The organism is Pseudomonas sp. 10S4 (assembly GCF_034344865.1).
Lineage (GTDB): Bacteria > Pseudomonadota > Gammaproteobacteria > Pseudomonadales > Pseudomonadaceae > Aquipseudomonas.
In genome coordinates, this window is the sequence record NZ_CP133774.1 from 3,447,899 (window position 1) to 3,461,403 (window position 13,505).

The 13,505-nt window shown below is 55.7% G+C and carries 16 protein-coding genes and 1 tRNA gene; 11 read left to right on the forward strand and 6 right to left on the reverse strand.

Features of this window, described 5'->3' with window-relative positions:
• The first annotated feature begins 145 nt into the window (after positions 1-145).
• The 7 genes from RHM58_RS15975 to RHM58_RS16005 all read left to right on the forward strand — a co-directional run bounded on the left by RHM58_RS15975 (position 146) and on the right by RHM58_RS16005 (position 5,929).
• Positions 146-1,657: a hypothetical protein gene (locus tag RHM58_RS15975; RefSeq protein ID WP_322270728.1), complete on the forward strand. Its 1,512-nt coding sequence runs from the start codon at positions 146-148 to the stop codon at positions 1,655-1,657.
• A gap of 123 nt (positions 1,658-1,780) precedes the next feature.
• Positions 1,781-2,509, forward strand: a complete 729-nt coding sequence (locus tag RHM58_RS15980) for a hypothetical protein (RefSeq protein ID WP_322270729.1) — start codon at positions 1,781-1,783, stop codon at positions 2,507-2,509.
• Between the two features lie 6 nt (positions 2,510-2,515).
• Positions 2,516-2,932 carry a fosfomycin resistance glutathione transferase gene (fos, locus tag RHM58_RS15985; RefSeq protein ID WP_322270730.1) on the forward strand — a complete coding sequence of 139 codons (417 nt, stop codon included), beginning with the start codon at positions 2,516-2,518 and terminating at the stop codon, positions 2,930-2,932.
• Between the two features lie 65 nt (positions 2,933-2,997).
• Positions 2,998-3,636, forward strand: a complete 639-nt coding sequence (locus tag RHM58_RS15990) for a LysE family translocator (RefSeq protein WP_201201413.1) — start codon at positions 2,998-3,000, stop codon at positions 3,634-3,636.
• Positions 3,637-3,726: 90 nt separating this feature from the next.
• Positions 3,727-5,076, forward strand: a complete 1,350-nt coding sequence (locus tag RHM58_RS15995) for a sensor domain-containing diguanylate cyclase (protein WP_201201421.1) — start codon at positions 3,727-3,729, stop codon at positions 5,074-5,076.
• A 116-nt stretch (positions 5,077-5,192) separates the two neighbouring features.
• A complete protein-coding gene (locus tag RHM58_RS16000) occupies positions 5,193-5,351 on the forward strand; it encodes a KGG domain-containing protein (protein WP_082356627.1) in 159 nt (52 codons plus the stop codon).
• Positions 5,352-5,425: 74 nt separating this feature from the next.
• Complete coding sequence (locus tag RHM58_RS16005) at positions 5,426-5,929, forward strand: DUF4142 domain-containing protein (protein ID WP_201195290.1); 504 nt, start codon at positions 5,426-5,428, stop codon at positions 5,927-5,929.
• Positions 5,930-5,977: 48 nt separating this feature from the next.
• On the opposite strand, the gene RHM58_RS16010 is transcribed toward RHM58_RS16005, so the two are convergent.
• Complete coding sequence (locus RHM58_RS16010) at positions 5,978-6,388, reverse strand: low affinity iron permease family protein (protein WP_322270731.1); 411 nt, start codon at positions 6,386-6,388, stop codon at positions 5,978-5,980.
• Positions 6,389-6,689: 301 nt separating this feature from the next.
• Between RHM58_RS16010 and RHM58_RS16015 the strand changes: the two genes are divergently transcribed.
• On the forward strand, positions 6,690-7,775 hold the full coding sequence (locus RHM58_RS16015; RefSeq protein WP_322270732.1) for a type I restriction endonuclease: 1,086 nt from the start codon (positions 6,690-6,692) through the stop codon (positions 7,773-7,775).
• 51 nt (positions 7,776-7,826) lie between these two features.
• On the opposite strand, the gene RHM58_RS16020 is transcribed toward RHM58_RS16015, so the two are convergent.
• Positions 7,827-8,366, reverse strand: a complete 540-nt coding sequence (locus tag RHM58_RS16020; RefSeq protein WP_322270852.1) for an AidA/PixA family protein — start codon at positions 8,364-8,366, stop codon at positions 7,827-7,829.
• Positions 8,367-8,489: 123 nt separating this feature from the next.
• Positions 8,490-8,993: an inclusion body family protein gene (locus RHM58_RS16025; RefSeq protein ID WP_201201424.1), complete on the reverse strand. Its 504-nt coding sequence runs from the start codon at positions 8,991-8,993 to the stop codon at positions 8,490-8,492.
• Between the two features lie 427 nt (positions 8,994-9,420).
• Here RHM58_RS16025 and RHM58_RS16030 point away from each other — a divergent pair, with 427 nt between their 5' ends.
• A complete protein-coding gene (locus tag RHM58_RS16030) occupies positions 9,421-9,750 on the forward strand; it encodes a hypothetical protein (protein ID WP_322270733.1) in 330 nt (109 codons plus the stop codon).
• 96 nt (positions 9,751-9,846) lie between these two features.
• A complete protein-coding gene (tam, locus tag RHM58_RS16035) occupies positions 9,847-10,617 on the forward strand; it encodes a trans-aconitate 2-methyltransferase (protein WP_322270734.1) in 771 nt (256 codons plus the stop codon).
• Between the two features lie 238 nt (positions 10,618-10,855).
• On the opposite strand, the gene RHM58_RS16040 is transcribed toward tam, so the two are convergent.
• Positions 10,856-11,584 (reverse strand): class I SAM-dependent methyltransferase, encoded by a 729-nt coding sequence (locus tag RHM58_RS16040; protein ID WP_322270735.1) that lies wholly within the window; start codon positions 11,582-11,584, stop codon positions 10,856-10,858.
• Positions 11,585-11,976: 392 nt separating this feature from the next.
• Positions 11,977-12,240 carry a short-chain dehydrogenase gene (locus RHM58_RS16045; RefSeq protein WP_322270736.1) on the reverse strand — a complete coding sequence of 88 codons (264 nt, stop codon included), beginning with the start codon at positions 12,238-12,240 and terminating at the stop codon, positions 11,977-11,979.
• 498 nt (positions 12,241-12,738) lie between these two features.
• On the opposite strand from RHM58_RS16045, the gene RHM58_RS16050 reads away from it, so the two are divergent.
• Positions 12,739-13,197, forward strand: coding sequence for a hypothetical protein (locus RHM58_RS16050; protein ID WP_322270737.1), 459 nt, complete (start codon positions 12,739-12,741; stop codon positions 13,195-13,197).
• A gap of 105 nt (positions 13,198-13,302) precedes the next feature.
• On the opposite strand, the gene RHM58_RS16055 is transcribed toward RHM58_RS16050, so the two are convergent.
• Positions 13,303-13,376 (reverse strand) — tRNA-Gly (locus tag RHM58_RS16055).
• Positions 13,377-13,505: the final 129 nt, after the last annotated feature.

Consider the following 13,505-nt stretch of genomic DNA (forward strand, 5'->3'; position numbering starts at 1 on the left):
CCAGAATTTAACGGATTTTCAGCTGGGCGAGTCGTCGCTTAGTACGGTCGCTGCAGATGGGATCACGTTTGAATCCCTTGCCGGCAAGGATCTCACCGCTCTGGGCGTTGTTGCGATTGGCTACTCATTCTATGAGGCTGAGCAAATGGCTCAACAGCAAGCGGCGAGAGGAAATAGTGCTGCGGCTGAAAAGACCATGATGGATTGGACTGTCAGTACGGAAGGTGGAATAACCGGAGGTGCGTTGGCGGCAGAAAATGCTGCACCACTCCTGCTTGGAGGTCCTGCTGGATGGATTGGCTACAGTGCGCTGGTACTCGGCGGAGGAATAGCTGGCAGTATTGCACCTAGCGCAACGCAGCATTTATTCGATGCGCTTACAGACTCTTCAAGTCCTGTCGCCACCTCCCAAACTACCAATGCGGATGGTAGTTTTTGGAATACGCTAACGTATACGAATGGGATTCAGGCGTCACAACTAACATACTCACCACCCGGTCTAACCCCGCTATACCAAGATACTGTAAAAGTCCTCGATGGCAATGGTGGTTATACCGAGGTTTCAGCGTCGATTTCAAGTACCGGCATAGATACGAAAACAAGCGTTTACGCGTTGGCCAATGGGCAGTCAGCATTGCAAAGCACTACTACACTTTCTGCTGATGCTTTAGGTAATACCCAGGAAGTTATCTCCAATGGGGCAGGTAATCCTACAGAAATAATTTACGACGCCCCACAAAATAGTGGCGGAGATACACAAACCCAATCGATTTTTAATAGCAGTGGTCAAGTTGAAAACTCACAAAGTATCAATACACAAACCAGTGGTTTGGTCTTTGACTCCATTTCTGGTATTGGTGCCGTTGCTAACCTTAACAGTGCTGGGGTTTCTTTGGCTGACGGATCCAGTGCGACGGTAATTGGCTCCAATAACAGCGTTAATGTTGGCGCAGGAAGTCAAGCCACCATCAATGGCTCGGACAATAACATCACTGGCGCAACTAACGCTTCAGTAGATCTGGCAAGCGGATCGAGCTGGGACGTCGTGACGATGATGAAAAATGGCGAAGTAATCATCGCTAGCGCAGACACCGGAACAACTATCAACGCCAGCAATAGCACCGTGGCCATCGGCGCAGATACCAGCGTCTCAATTAACGGCAGCGCTGACAAAGTCACTGGAGGCATTGGTGATACGGTCATCACCCTGGGAACGGGAGAAAACGTCACACTGGGGACAGGAAGTACGCTGGCCATGACCGGCACCAATGAAGAAGCCAATCTGTCGAACGGCACCGTTTGGCTGGGTGCCAACACGACCTTGACCGGTAGTGGATTGACCGGCTCCAACGACACACTGGGCGGCAGCGCCAGCGACTCGGTTGTCGAGTACGGCAACAATGACGTTACGTCATTGGGGCTGGGAAGCACGCTGGCCATGACCGGCACCAACGAAGAAGCGAACCTGTCGAACGGCACCGTTTGGCTGGGTGCGAAGGGCGTGACCGGTATTCTTGAGGTGATTACCACCCAGACGGCATTGGCCAACGCGCAGCAACAGCAGATCAGCGCGCTGGCTGGCTGGCAGAACGCACGGATTCAATTGGCGTCGAGCTTGGGGAGCCTGGATTTGCAAAGTCTTTACTCGACGCCTTGAAGTCCGCTCGGCGTATCCGTACCGTTTTGGTTGGTTTTTTTCCACGAAAAGCGACTAGCCAGTAGCAATACAAGGCGAATGCAATTAAACACTGAGCACCGTTCGTGCTGATCAGGGAAGAACATGATGACTACAAAGAAACTGCTGAGCTCGATGGTCGTTCTCGGCTTCATGACTGCTGCCGGACAGGTGCAAGCAGGTTGCGAGGATGCACCTTTCGGCACGCAATCGTTCACCATTTGCAAAGTCTGGCCGGCGTATGACGACCAGACGATTGTCGCAACATCGACATTTAAGCCCGATTCCGCCGATGCCAACAATGATGGCGGTAATGTCGATCTCGAGTTGGGGCTCATCCAGTCTTCCAGCTCGAAACGCCTGGCCAGCTACCGTAAAAAAGACGCCTATTATTCGGACGCTGTGGCGTATGAAGGGCTGGCGATTGATACGGCGCGCTACAAGTTGACGCCGGACGATCGCGCGTTTGGCATTCGCTCGAATTTTGAACACAGCTCAAGCGTCGCCCCGTACCACAAAACCGAACTGGCGCTGTATCTCAAGCAGGGCGATACATTGCGTCCAGTGTTGGAAGGGCTGGTCATTTCCACGGGCCGGGGCGAGTGGGACGGTCACTGCGCGGGACAGGGCGAGGAAACTCAAAGAACCGTCGATATCGGCAAAACACTGCATAACGGCTTTGCGGATCTTGTGGTCAGTTCAACGGTGACGGTGACTGAAAACTTCGTCGTTGGTGAAGAGTGTCAGGACACGTCTAAAACGTCGAAAACAACCCGTGTCACCCTGAGCTACGACGGTAAACACTACGTCGTGCCAGAAGCACTCAAAGGTTAATCCCCCATGCTCACCGGCCTCAACCACCTGACCCTTGCCGTCACCGACCTGAACCGCAGCGTGGCGTTCTACCAAGGCTTGCTGCAACTGCGCCTCGACGCGAGTTGGGACGCCGGCGCCTATCTCTCGCTGCCGGGTCTGTGGTTGTGCCTGTCACTCGATCCACTGCGCAAACCCGAACCCGCCGCTGACTACACCCATTACGCGTTCACCGTCAGTGCGGCGGACTTCCCTGTGTTCGTTGAAAAGCTGCGCTCGGCCCAGGTTCAGGAATGGCGCGACAACCGCAGCGAAGGTGCGTCGTTCTACTTCCTCGACCCGGACGGCCACAAGCTTGAAGTCCATGTCGGTGACCTGGCCTCACGCCTGGCAGCCTGTCGACAGCGCCCATATGCCGGAATGAAGTTCTTCGACGATCAGTAAGTCGATCCCCGAAAACCTGAGATAGACTTGCGTCCATTCGCCCAAACGCTTCAACAGGACTCCCCATGACTCCATCGCTGCTAATGGCCGTGCTCGCTTCCGGTTTTATCTACGGCATCACACCCGGGCCGGGCGTGCTGGCGGTGTTCGGGATTGGCGCGGCCCGTGGTCGGCGCGCGGGGGCGGGGTTCTTGTGCGGGCATTTGCTCGGGGATGTGGTTTGGTGCAGCACCGCGTTGATCGCGATTGTCGGCGCCCGGGAAATCGGCAGTACCGCGTTCGATGTGTTGGGCGTGCTCAGCGGCCTGTATTTGTTCTGGCTCGGCCTGCGCGCGGTTCGCGCTCGTCGCAGCAGCGCCGAAGCACCGCAAGGGCCGGCGCGGCAGCCGTTCTGGCACGGTATTTTGTTTGGCCTGACCAATCCGAAAGCCTATCCGGTGGCGGTGGCGACCTTCACCGCGCTGTTGTCCAGCCGCGCCGAATTGCTCCATTGGTCGATGCTGCCGTGGCTGATTGCCCTGAGCTTTGTGGGCGGATTGCTGGCGTACGCTATCCTCATTGGCATTGTCGGTGCGCGGCGGGTGCGCACCTTGTATCAACGCCATGAACTGTTGATCACCCGGTTGTGCGGGGTGATGTTTATCGGTTTCGCCATCAATGCCCTCGCGCATGCATTGCCGGGGTTGGTGACGAACAAGGCTTGAGGCTGATTGCAGGGAGGCGTCAGTGACACAGTCATAACGGTCAAGGACGGTTTTTTTATCGCTGCATTCTCCGGACACGCTCCCTGCACCATGGCCACCAGAAATTCCGCGCCTTTGGCGAGTTACATTGACCTGTTGCTGGACGCCGTTTGTGCGGTGGATAAACAAGGTCGCTTTGTATTTGTCAGTGCAGCCTGCGAGCGTATTTTCGGTTACACCCCTGACGAACTGATCGGCCAGCCGATGATCGACCTGGTGCACCCCGCCGACCGTCAGCGCACCCTCGATGCCGCGCGGGAAATCATGGGCGGCGAGCCCAAGCTCAACTTCGAAAACCGTTACCTGCGCAAGGACGGCCGCGTGGCGCATATCCTCTGGTCGGCACGTTGGTCGGAAGTCGATCAACTGCGCATCGCCGTGGCCCGGGACATCACCGAACGCAAACAGGCCGAGTCACGACAAGCGGCGTTGTATGCGATTTCCGAAGCAGCCCATGCAGCGGAAGATTTGCTGGCGCTGTTCAAACGCATCCACTCGATCATCGGCGAATGGTTGCCGGCGCTGAATTTCTCCGTCGCGCTGTACGACGAACACTGTGCGCAGCTGAACTTTCCCTATCACGTCGACGACCGCGAACATCAGCCCGAACTGCCGGGCACCGTCACCGGACGCTTGTGCGCCGAGGTGATTCGCAGCGGTCAGCCGATCCTGTTGACGCCGGACCAGGATGACCCACCCGAGGGCTTCGAAGTGTTGGTGGCGGGGCAGGACTCACCGTGCTGGCTCGGCGTGCCACTGAACTCGCAAAACGGCACCATCGGCGCGCTGATCGTCAAAAGCGTGGCCGGTGGCGAGCGCTACACCGAGCAAGACAAAGAACTGCTGCAATACGTCTGCGCCCAAGTGGCGACTGCCATCGAACGCAAGCAATTGCACGCGCGGCTGCAGCGCATGGCCCAGTACGATCAACTGACCCAGTTGCCGAACCGCGAATTACTCCGCGACCGGCTCAAGGCGTCGCTGGCGCGGGCCCGTTTGGAGGGCGGACGGATGGCGTTGCTGTACGTTGATCTCGACCGTTTCAAACAGGTCAACGACACCCACGGCCATGCGGTCGGCGACATGCTGCTGCAAGCGGTGGCCAATCGGCTCAAGGGTTGCGTGCGCGATAGCGACACGGTGGCACGCATCGGCGGGGATGAGTTCGTGGTGCTGCTGCACAGCATTCATGCGGCCGAAGACGCCGCCAGCGTCGCCGCAAAAATCCGTCAGGTGCTGGTGCAGCCTTTGCGCCTGGACGGCCACAGCCTGAACATCGAACCCAGCATCGGTGCAGCGCTCTATCCCGAGCACGGCACAGAAGAAAAGCAGTTGTTCCGCTACGCCGATGAGGCCATGTACGCAGTCAAACGCCTGCGTCACCCGCCGCTTGAGGTCTGAACGTTCGCTGCCGTTCGTCGCAGCATCCCCAGCTTTTCTAAACCTTTGGGCGGATCTGAATTCAGATTCTTTGCGAGTGTTTGCTCGCCGAAATCATCACCAAGAGGAAGAGAATCATGCCTACTTCAAGAAACTCGAACTCGGGAAACTTCGCCAACGATCGAACGAAGGCATCTGAAGCCGGTCGCAAAGGTGGGAAAACCACCACCACGACTGTCGAGAAAGACCCTGCGAAAACCGATATGGGCCGCAAAGGTGGTCAGAAGTCTCGGTAGTGGTGAAGGATGTTTTGATTGAGCGGCGGGGGCGAAAGCCCCCGTTTGAATTTTTTCAGAAGGAGGGCGCGACCATGAGCCGGATGGCCACCCATTTACGCAACGCCAGTTTTGCCACGCTACTGGGCCTGTGTGCCACCAGCGCCTTTGCGCAGTCGCCTGCCGACTTCATCAACGATGCGTCCGCCAAAGGCATGGCCGACATCGAAGCCAGCCGTCTGGCGCATCAGAAAACTGAATCCAAAGAGGTTAAGGACTACACCATCGTGGTCATCAACGACCTGACCACCGCCAACCAGCACCTGGCGAAAATCGCCAAGAAGCTCGACCTGCCGGTGGCGCCTCGCGAGGACGTGATCGACAAGTCCAAAGCGCTGATTCCGCAAGTTAAGGAAGACGCGGCCTTCGATCAGGCTTATGTCGCCAGTCAGGTGAAAACCACCCAAGAAGCCATCGCGCAGATCCAGCAAGAAGCGCAGACCACCGACGTGCCGGAAATCAAAGCGTTTGCCGAAGAAACCCTGCCAAAACTGCAAAACCACCTGCAGATGGCCAAGGCGTTGCAAGCCAGCCGCTAGGCTGTTCATGTGTTTCGCGAGTGGCCTGAGCCACTCGCGAATACTCATTTAGCACTGATCCAGATTTGGTTTGCGTTTGTCATCGGCAGCCGCGCTTTCCAGCGAAATCGTCTCGTTCTCGCCAATCGCCCGATACATCGCCCTGAGTTCTTCCAGTTCCTTGAGGCTCTTGCCATCCAGTCCGAGCATCGCGTTCTGGGCGTCGGTGGTGGCGCGCAGCAGCTCATCAATCTTTAGATGCAAAATATCGTTGTCGCGGTTCTGGGTGTTTTGAATCACAAACACCATCAGGAACGTGATGATCGTCGTCGACGTATTGATGATCAGCTGCCAGGTATCGTTGTAATGAAACATCGGCCCGGTCATCGCCCAAATAACGATCAGCGCCACCGCGACCACAAACGTCTTCGGACTGCCTGCCCACATCGAAAGAGCCTGAGACATTTTTGCGAATTTCATTGCCGTTTTCCTTATAGAGGATGCGTCTGAATTTCAGACAGCGACGGCTTGTTGAAATTTCTTTTTACAATTCAATCGAAGTGAACGCTAAAAGATCGCAGCCTTCGGCAGCTCCGTGGAATGCGATTGGCGTAGGAGCTGCCGAAGGCTGCGATCTTGATGGTCTGGAGGAGGATTGTCCCTCGCCCACGACGCTGTTCCTGAACGGAATCTTTCTTTGTGCCGGTTTGTGTCTAGTATCAATGGCAGTCAAATCGCCAGCATGCGAAATCACGGATCGAAACCAAGTAAGAGGCTACTCATGGAATTCTTTGAAAAGTTAACAAGCCTAGCTGCCAAAGTTCGTTTGCAAAGCGCTGCAATCAAGACCGAAGAGGCGACCAAGAACGCCTTTGTGATGCCCTTTATCAGCACAGTGCTTGGCTACGATGTCTTCGATCCGACCGAAGTAACGCCTGAGTTCGTGTGCGATATCGGAACGAAAAAGGGCGAGAAAATTGACTACGCGATCATGAAGGAGGGCGAAGTTCAGATTCTGATCGAGTGCAAAAAAATCGGCGAGCCACTGCACATCAATCATGCCTCTCAGCTCTTCCGTTATTTCCATGTCACCAGTGCCCGCATCTCTATCCTGACCAACGGCCAGGTCTACAAGTTCTTCACCGACCTGGATGCGCCGAACAAGATGGACGAGAAGCCGTTTCTCGAACTTGATCTGCTGGATATCGATGAGTACTCCGTTCCTGAACTGGTCAAACTCACCAAGTCTGCATTCGATGTCGATTCGATCATCAGCGCTGCCGGTGAGCTGAAGTACGTCAGCCAAATCAAAAAGGTCATTGCCGCGCAGGTCATCAAGCCGGATGACGACTTTGTGAAAGTGTTCGCGTCCCGCGTGTACGACGGGGTGATTACGCAAAAAGTCCGTGAACAGTTTCATGAACTGACGAGAAAAGCGGTTGTGCAGTTCCTGAATGACCAAATCAATGACCGGCTCAAATCGGCCATGAGTGGTGTCATTCAACCTGCGTTGGCTTCTCTACCAGTTTCCTCCAGCGGCGCTGAACAGCCTGATGTGCGAGATGAGTCAGAGGACAAGGTTTTGACAACACTGGAGGAACTCGAGGGCTATCACATCGTCCGTGCCGTGGTTCGTTCTGTTGTAGATGCCAAGCGGATCGTTCAACGAGACACCCAGAGTTATTTCGGCATTTTGCTCGACGACAACAACCGCAAACCGATTTGCCGCCTCCATTTCAATCGCTCACAAAAATACATCGGGATCTTCGACGAAGAGAAAAATGAAACCCGGCATCCAATCGGTTCGATCGACGATATCTACAACTATTCGGATCATTTGAAAAAGACAGTCGGCTATTACGATTAACACAGCGCACAAAAAAACCGGCCCTTTAGGCCGGTTTTTTATGGGATCCGTTCAAGCAGAAAGCTTCGCTTCAACCTTCCAGCTGAAATACCCCACCACCTCGCAACTCTTGTCGACCAGCATGAAGCTCAGTTCGCAGTCGGCTACACCCGGGCTCAGTTGCGAGCACTCCCAATAGTGATCGTCGGCCTGGTGGCTGCCCGGTTGGGTCGGGTTTGTAGCGTCAGGGGCCGGTACGGTGAGGCCGGCGTGCACCACCAGTTTCGGTGGTGAAAGTGCTTGGGTATCGCCCACGGCCATGTCGTAGAACACCACGCTGTGCTCAGCGATCAGGCTTACGGTTCTACCGCGGATATGAAAGGTTTTTCCGTTGCTGGCAGTCAGGGTTAATTGGCTGTCATTTTTAATACTTTGTGCTGCGTGCACCCCATTGATGACAACGATAAATCCATCGCTGATAGTCGTCGGGTTTTCGGCCTCCAGACTAGGAGTTGGGTACTTGGCGAGCAGCGATTCGGCATCGACGACCAGCAGAACATTGTTGGCCGTCGCGACACTGGATGAAGGCGATTTGATCGGTTCGGAAGTCATCATGGATTCCTTTCATGATGTTGGCACAAGACGGCAGCCGCTTCGGTTCATGCAAGACATCCTGTTCCCGACGAAACGGCAACGATTTGGGAAGGCCCCTTGTTGCCAAGGGGCCAGCCTTCGTCAGTTGCTGATGGTGATGAACGGATCCCACGAGCAGCAGCCGACGATTTTGCAGTCGCGATCAACGATCAGGAAATGGAAGTGATAGGTCACGCTACCGCACGAAAGTGTTTCCGAAGACCAGTAATGGTTATCGACTTTCTGGCAGCTCGGCACCGATGGGTTGCTGGTGTTAGGGACGGCGACGCAGGCCGTAGCCTTGCGTGGCGAAGGCGGGGTGATCAACTCGTTGCCGACGTTGCCAATGAACTTGTAGAAAATCACAGCCTTCTCGAAGCTTTGTGACAGGCTGGTTTCACGCCAGCGAATCATATCGCCCACGCTGGCTTTCACGTTGAGCTCGCCACCGGCCTGGCCATTTATCACGTTGTCCCGGTTTGTCACCATGTACACATGATTAACGTCGATCATCGTTGGCGAAGCGGGGTTTTTGCTGATGTTCGGATAGTTTTTCAGAATGGTTTCAGTGTCGATAGTGACCAGCACATCCGTGAATCGAGACATAGTAAAGCTCCTTGTTCATAGTGAGTGCCTGGCATCTTTCCAGGCGCGACAACGCTTGCTTGCCTTGCGGCCGTTGTTGAAACACTACGGGCGGAACCCACCGATCTCGGGGCATGAACTGGCCTTGCTCCCTGCGTGTAAATTGACAGGTCGGGTTCCTTCCGACTGGCCGCGAGTAGGACTATAGATGCGATATGTAGGCTGTCAAAATTGCTTTACCAATCGCTCGACGAACGGTCGATTTGGTTATGACTTCCGATGATTTGGCGATTAAAAAGCTGCCTTCTAATCCTCAGGGTTTTGCAGAGGTGAATCGAATCGAGTTCAGGCAATAGACAGATAGGACCTGTTACAAAATCAATTAGCCAGGCAGGAGCATGGCTGTAACAGGGGGCATTTTTTTGCTGGTTCACTCGATGGAGGCAGCATGTTGATACGTTATATGGCGTTGTTGGCGGTGGTTGTCGCCGCTTCTGGTTGCGTGCAAGAGCGGGTCGTTCATGACCGGCGCCCGGTGCAACGCGAATACGTAGAAGTCGTCGCGCCGCAGCCGCCACCGGAGCGCGTTATTGAAGTCGAGCCAGTGGGGCGGCAGGGTTACGTTTGGTCTCACGGCTACTGGCGTTGGGACGGTGGGCGTTATGTCGCCGTTCATGGCCATTGGGAGCCGGAACGTCGGGGTTATCGCTATGTGCATCCGCATTGGGAACAGCATCGCGATGGCTGGCACTGGCAGCAGGGCGGTTGGGTCAACTGACGATACATAAGTCGGATTGGGCAGATGCATCGGTCGGAGTATTGTAGCCAACCGGTTGTCTGCCCAGGCCTGACAACGTACCGCCAGGAGAACGCAATGAGTTGGTCCGCCAAACAATACGTCGCTTTTGAAGATGAACGCACCCGCCCGGCCCGCGACCTGCTCGCGGCCATCCCGCCCATAGACGCGCGCTCGGCCATCGACATCGGCTGCGGCCCTGGCAACTCAACCGAGCTGCTGGTTGAACGCTTCGGCAATGCCATCGTGCGTGGTGTGGACAGTTCGGCCGACATGATCGAAGCCGCCCGCAAGCGCCTGCCTGAAGTGCAGTTCGATACCGTAGACATCGGAACCTGGAACGATAGCGGCCCGTTCGACGTGATCTTCGCCAACGCGGTGTTGCAGTGGCTGCCCGATCACGCAACGTTACTGCCGTCGTTGGCCTCTCGATTGACCAAGGGCGGCAGCCTGGCCATCCAGATGCCCGACAACCTCAACGAACCGTCCCATCGCCTGATGCGCGAAGTCGCCGCCAATGGCCCGTGGGCCAGCAAACTGGCGGACGCCGCCGGGCAACGCACGGAAATGGCCAGTGCCAGCGCTTACTACTCGATGCTGCGGCCGCACTGCAAGCGCGTCGATGTGTGGCGCACGACCTACCACCATCCGCTGGCGGGCGGTGCTTCGGGCGTGGTGGAGTGGTTCAAGGGCAGTGGGTTGCGGCCGTTTCTCGATCCGCTGGATGAGGGCGAGCGGGCGCAGTATCTGAAGCAATATCTGGCGGCGATTGAACAGGCTTATCCAGCGTTGGAGGATGGGACCGTGTTGTTGCCGTTTCCGCGGTTGTTCATTGTTGCGACCCTGTGAGGGCTGAATGAAAAGGGGCAGGCGACTGCAAATGAATAGGGTGTGGTGAACACAAAACCTGTGGCGAGGGGGCTTGCCCCCGTTGGGTCGCGAAGCGGCCCCAAAACCAGCAACCGAGATGTAACGGGTTCACCGCATGCGATGATTTCACGACTGCTTCGCAGCCGAGCGGGGCAAGCCCCCTCGCCACAGGTTGAGTCACGCTTAACTGACAGGCGTTAGCCATAGGGTTCCGATTTCAGCGCTCAACCCCCACCAGCATCATCATCGGCCGCTCACGCTCCTCAGCCAGCGCCAGCTGCGCGGCGACCTGCGCATCACTCGGCCCCCATTCATTGACATGCCGAATCGCGAACCCCGCCGCAATCAATGTATTCAACAAAGTCCCCACCGTTCGGTGCTGCTTGATCACGCCTTTAGCCAGCCAATGAGTCACCCGCTCGCCTTCCAGTTGATAACTGTCCAGCGGCCAACGCTTGCGACCTTCACCATCAATCAACCACCCCGGATTACGCGGTGCCATGAAGATCGGATGCTCAATGGAAAACACAAAGCGCGAACCGGGCTTCAGGGCCGCGTGGATATTGGCGAACAGCCCCGGAAGATCCTTGATGTAGTGCAGCGCCAGAGAGCTGTAGGCCAGATCGAAACTTCCCTTGGGCAAGTCGAGATGTTCAAGGTCGGCGCGGGCGTATTGGATGTTGGCGGCAGAAGTCGTGTTGCGCGCCTGTTCCAGCATCTTCTCCGACACATCGAGACCGAGCACGCTTTCAGCACCTTGCTCACTGGCCCAACGGCTGAACCAGCCGTAACCGCAGCCTAGGTCCACCACCTTCAAGCCTTTCATCGGCGGCAGCATGGACTGAAGCGCTGGCCATTCCGGCGCGGCGTTTAGTCCGCCAATGGAACGGCCCATCTGGCTATAGCCCTGGAAAAATTCCGGATCGTCGTAAATGTTTTGCGTCATGTTCGGGGTGCTCTGTTGAGTTCGTCACGGGCCGCACCGGTGGTTTCCCTCGAAGAGTTGTGGCGCGTATTCATTGATGGCCGCGCAGGGGGAGGGTGGTTGGCGATGGGGGAGATGCTAGCGGGTTGGGCGAGGCGGGGAAATGGGATGTGCGTTATGGATGTGTAAGCGCAGTCCGACCATTCAGGGGTATGCCAGTCACTTAGGCGTGACACTGAACCTGTGGCGAGGGAGCTTGCTCCCGCTGGGCTGCGAAGCGGCCCCAAAGATGGAACTGCTACGCAGTTCAACGGGAGCAAGCTCCCTCGCCACAGTGATACGTCGCTCGTGCTATCGCTAGCAGGCTATGAGCTCAAAGGGCGCCCCGAAAGGCGCCCGATCTAACGTCAGAACTATTCCGCATCCAGCCGTCGAGCAATCACGTCCAGCACATCGTAACCATCGCGCAAGGGCACGCAGCAGAGCAATGCAAAATCGCTGAGGATCACCGAATCAGACGTGATGTCGCCTCGCATCGCGAGATTTTCAAGAAGCTGCGTCACAGCCCGGATTCTGTAACTGGCCGTGCTGAGCAGGGAGTGCAGCGGTTGAGTGGTGTTGACGAACAGGGAAGGTAAATCGTCGGCGTTGCTGGTTAAAGCCATGTATTCGTTCATAAATAATCACCATGTAGTTAAAAGGCCGCTACCACTCAATTTGTCGCCAAACAAATGGGTGGCAGCTGTACGCGGGTTGGCGAACCGGACATGGTAAAACCGGCAGATCCTAAGATCTCCCACGCACAGCTACCAAAAAACAGGCAGCTAAGTGCGCCCAGAAGCGCTCCGAAATTGCATAGGAAGCTTCTGCACCATGTCGCCGAGTCGCCAAACCCGACACGCCATTTTGGCGTTGGGTGACTATAGGCTTCATGGTGAAAACGCAGCAATGCGCAAGTCTACGGACAATTCCTAGAGTAGTGTAGGACGTTGCTTTTTTGAAAAAAACGACTGAGAAAGAGGGAGCGGAGTAGGGGAGGAGGGTGCGAACCGTGAGTAAAAAATTACAGAGTTTTATAAAGACCTGAGCATTCTATTCACTGGCGTGGAGAGCTCTCAAACGCTTCACCCACCCAGGTCCAGCGGTGCATATTCAGGATTCAATTGAGTAACGCTATGAAGATTGAATTTCTAACAAAAATCTACCTTGGAGTGGCCCTGCTGATGTTTTCCACGGCAGTCCTTGCCGAGTCCTGTGAAACGATCCTTGCGGCACTCAAGGAGGAGCGTCACTTAACGCAAATAAAACAGGCAGTAGATAAACAAAATACTGAATATCGAGATGGCCCGAATATCACGCTGTCCGTAAATTGCGCGCTCGGTAAGCCAAATGTGTACGTATTGTGGGACGGCCCAAATCCCGATCAGCAGTTCTATGAGTTGGTCGGTCGCGTTGGCAGTCTGGTTTCGTCGCGATCTGCGGCTGACGTCGTTAAGTTTTCGAAGCAATGCCATCAGCAGGCAATCAAGGATAGTGGAGAGATCGCATCGGTTGAACAGAGAGGGTTGGCGATTGAATGCCAGGCGTTTGCCCGAGACGGTGGCGGAACGAATATCTCGGTGTTTGCTGAGTAACGCTCCCCAAATCCCAGACACAAAAAAACCGGCCACTTGGACCGGTTTTTTTCTGTCTCTACATCCCCCGTCAAAAAAACCTTCAACGTGAGACCAAAATTCGATTGGAGCGGGTGAAGGGAATCGAACCCTCGTTATCAGCTTGGGAAGCTGGAGTAATGCCATTATACGACACCCGCTCAGAGCGGCTGACTTTGTACCAGATGTGCGCGCGGATTTGAAGTTTTTCTTTATGTGCGCTGCATTTAGCATGGGTGACACGCAGGCATGGACCGTGTGGCGGTCGTTCGCGGGCAAGCCTCGCTCCT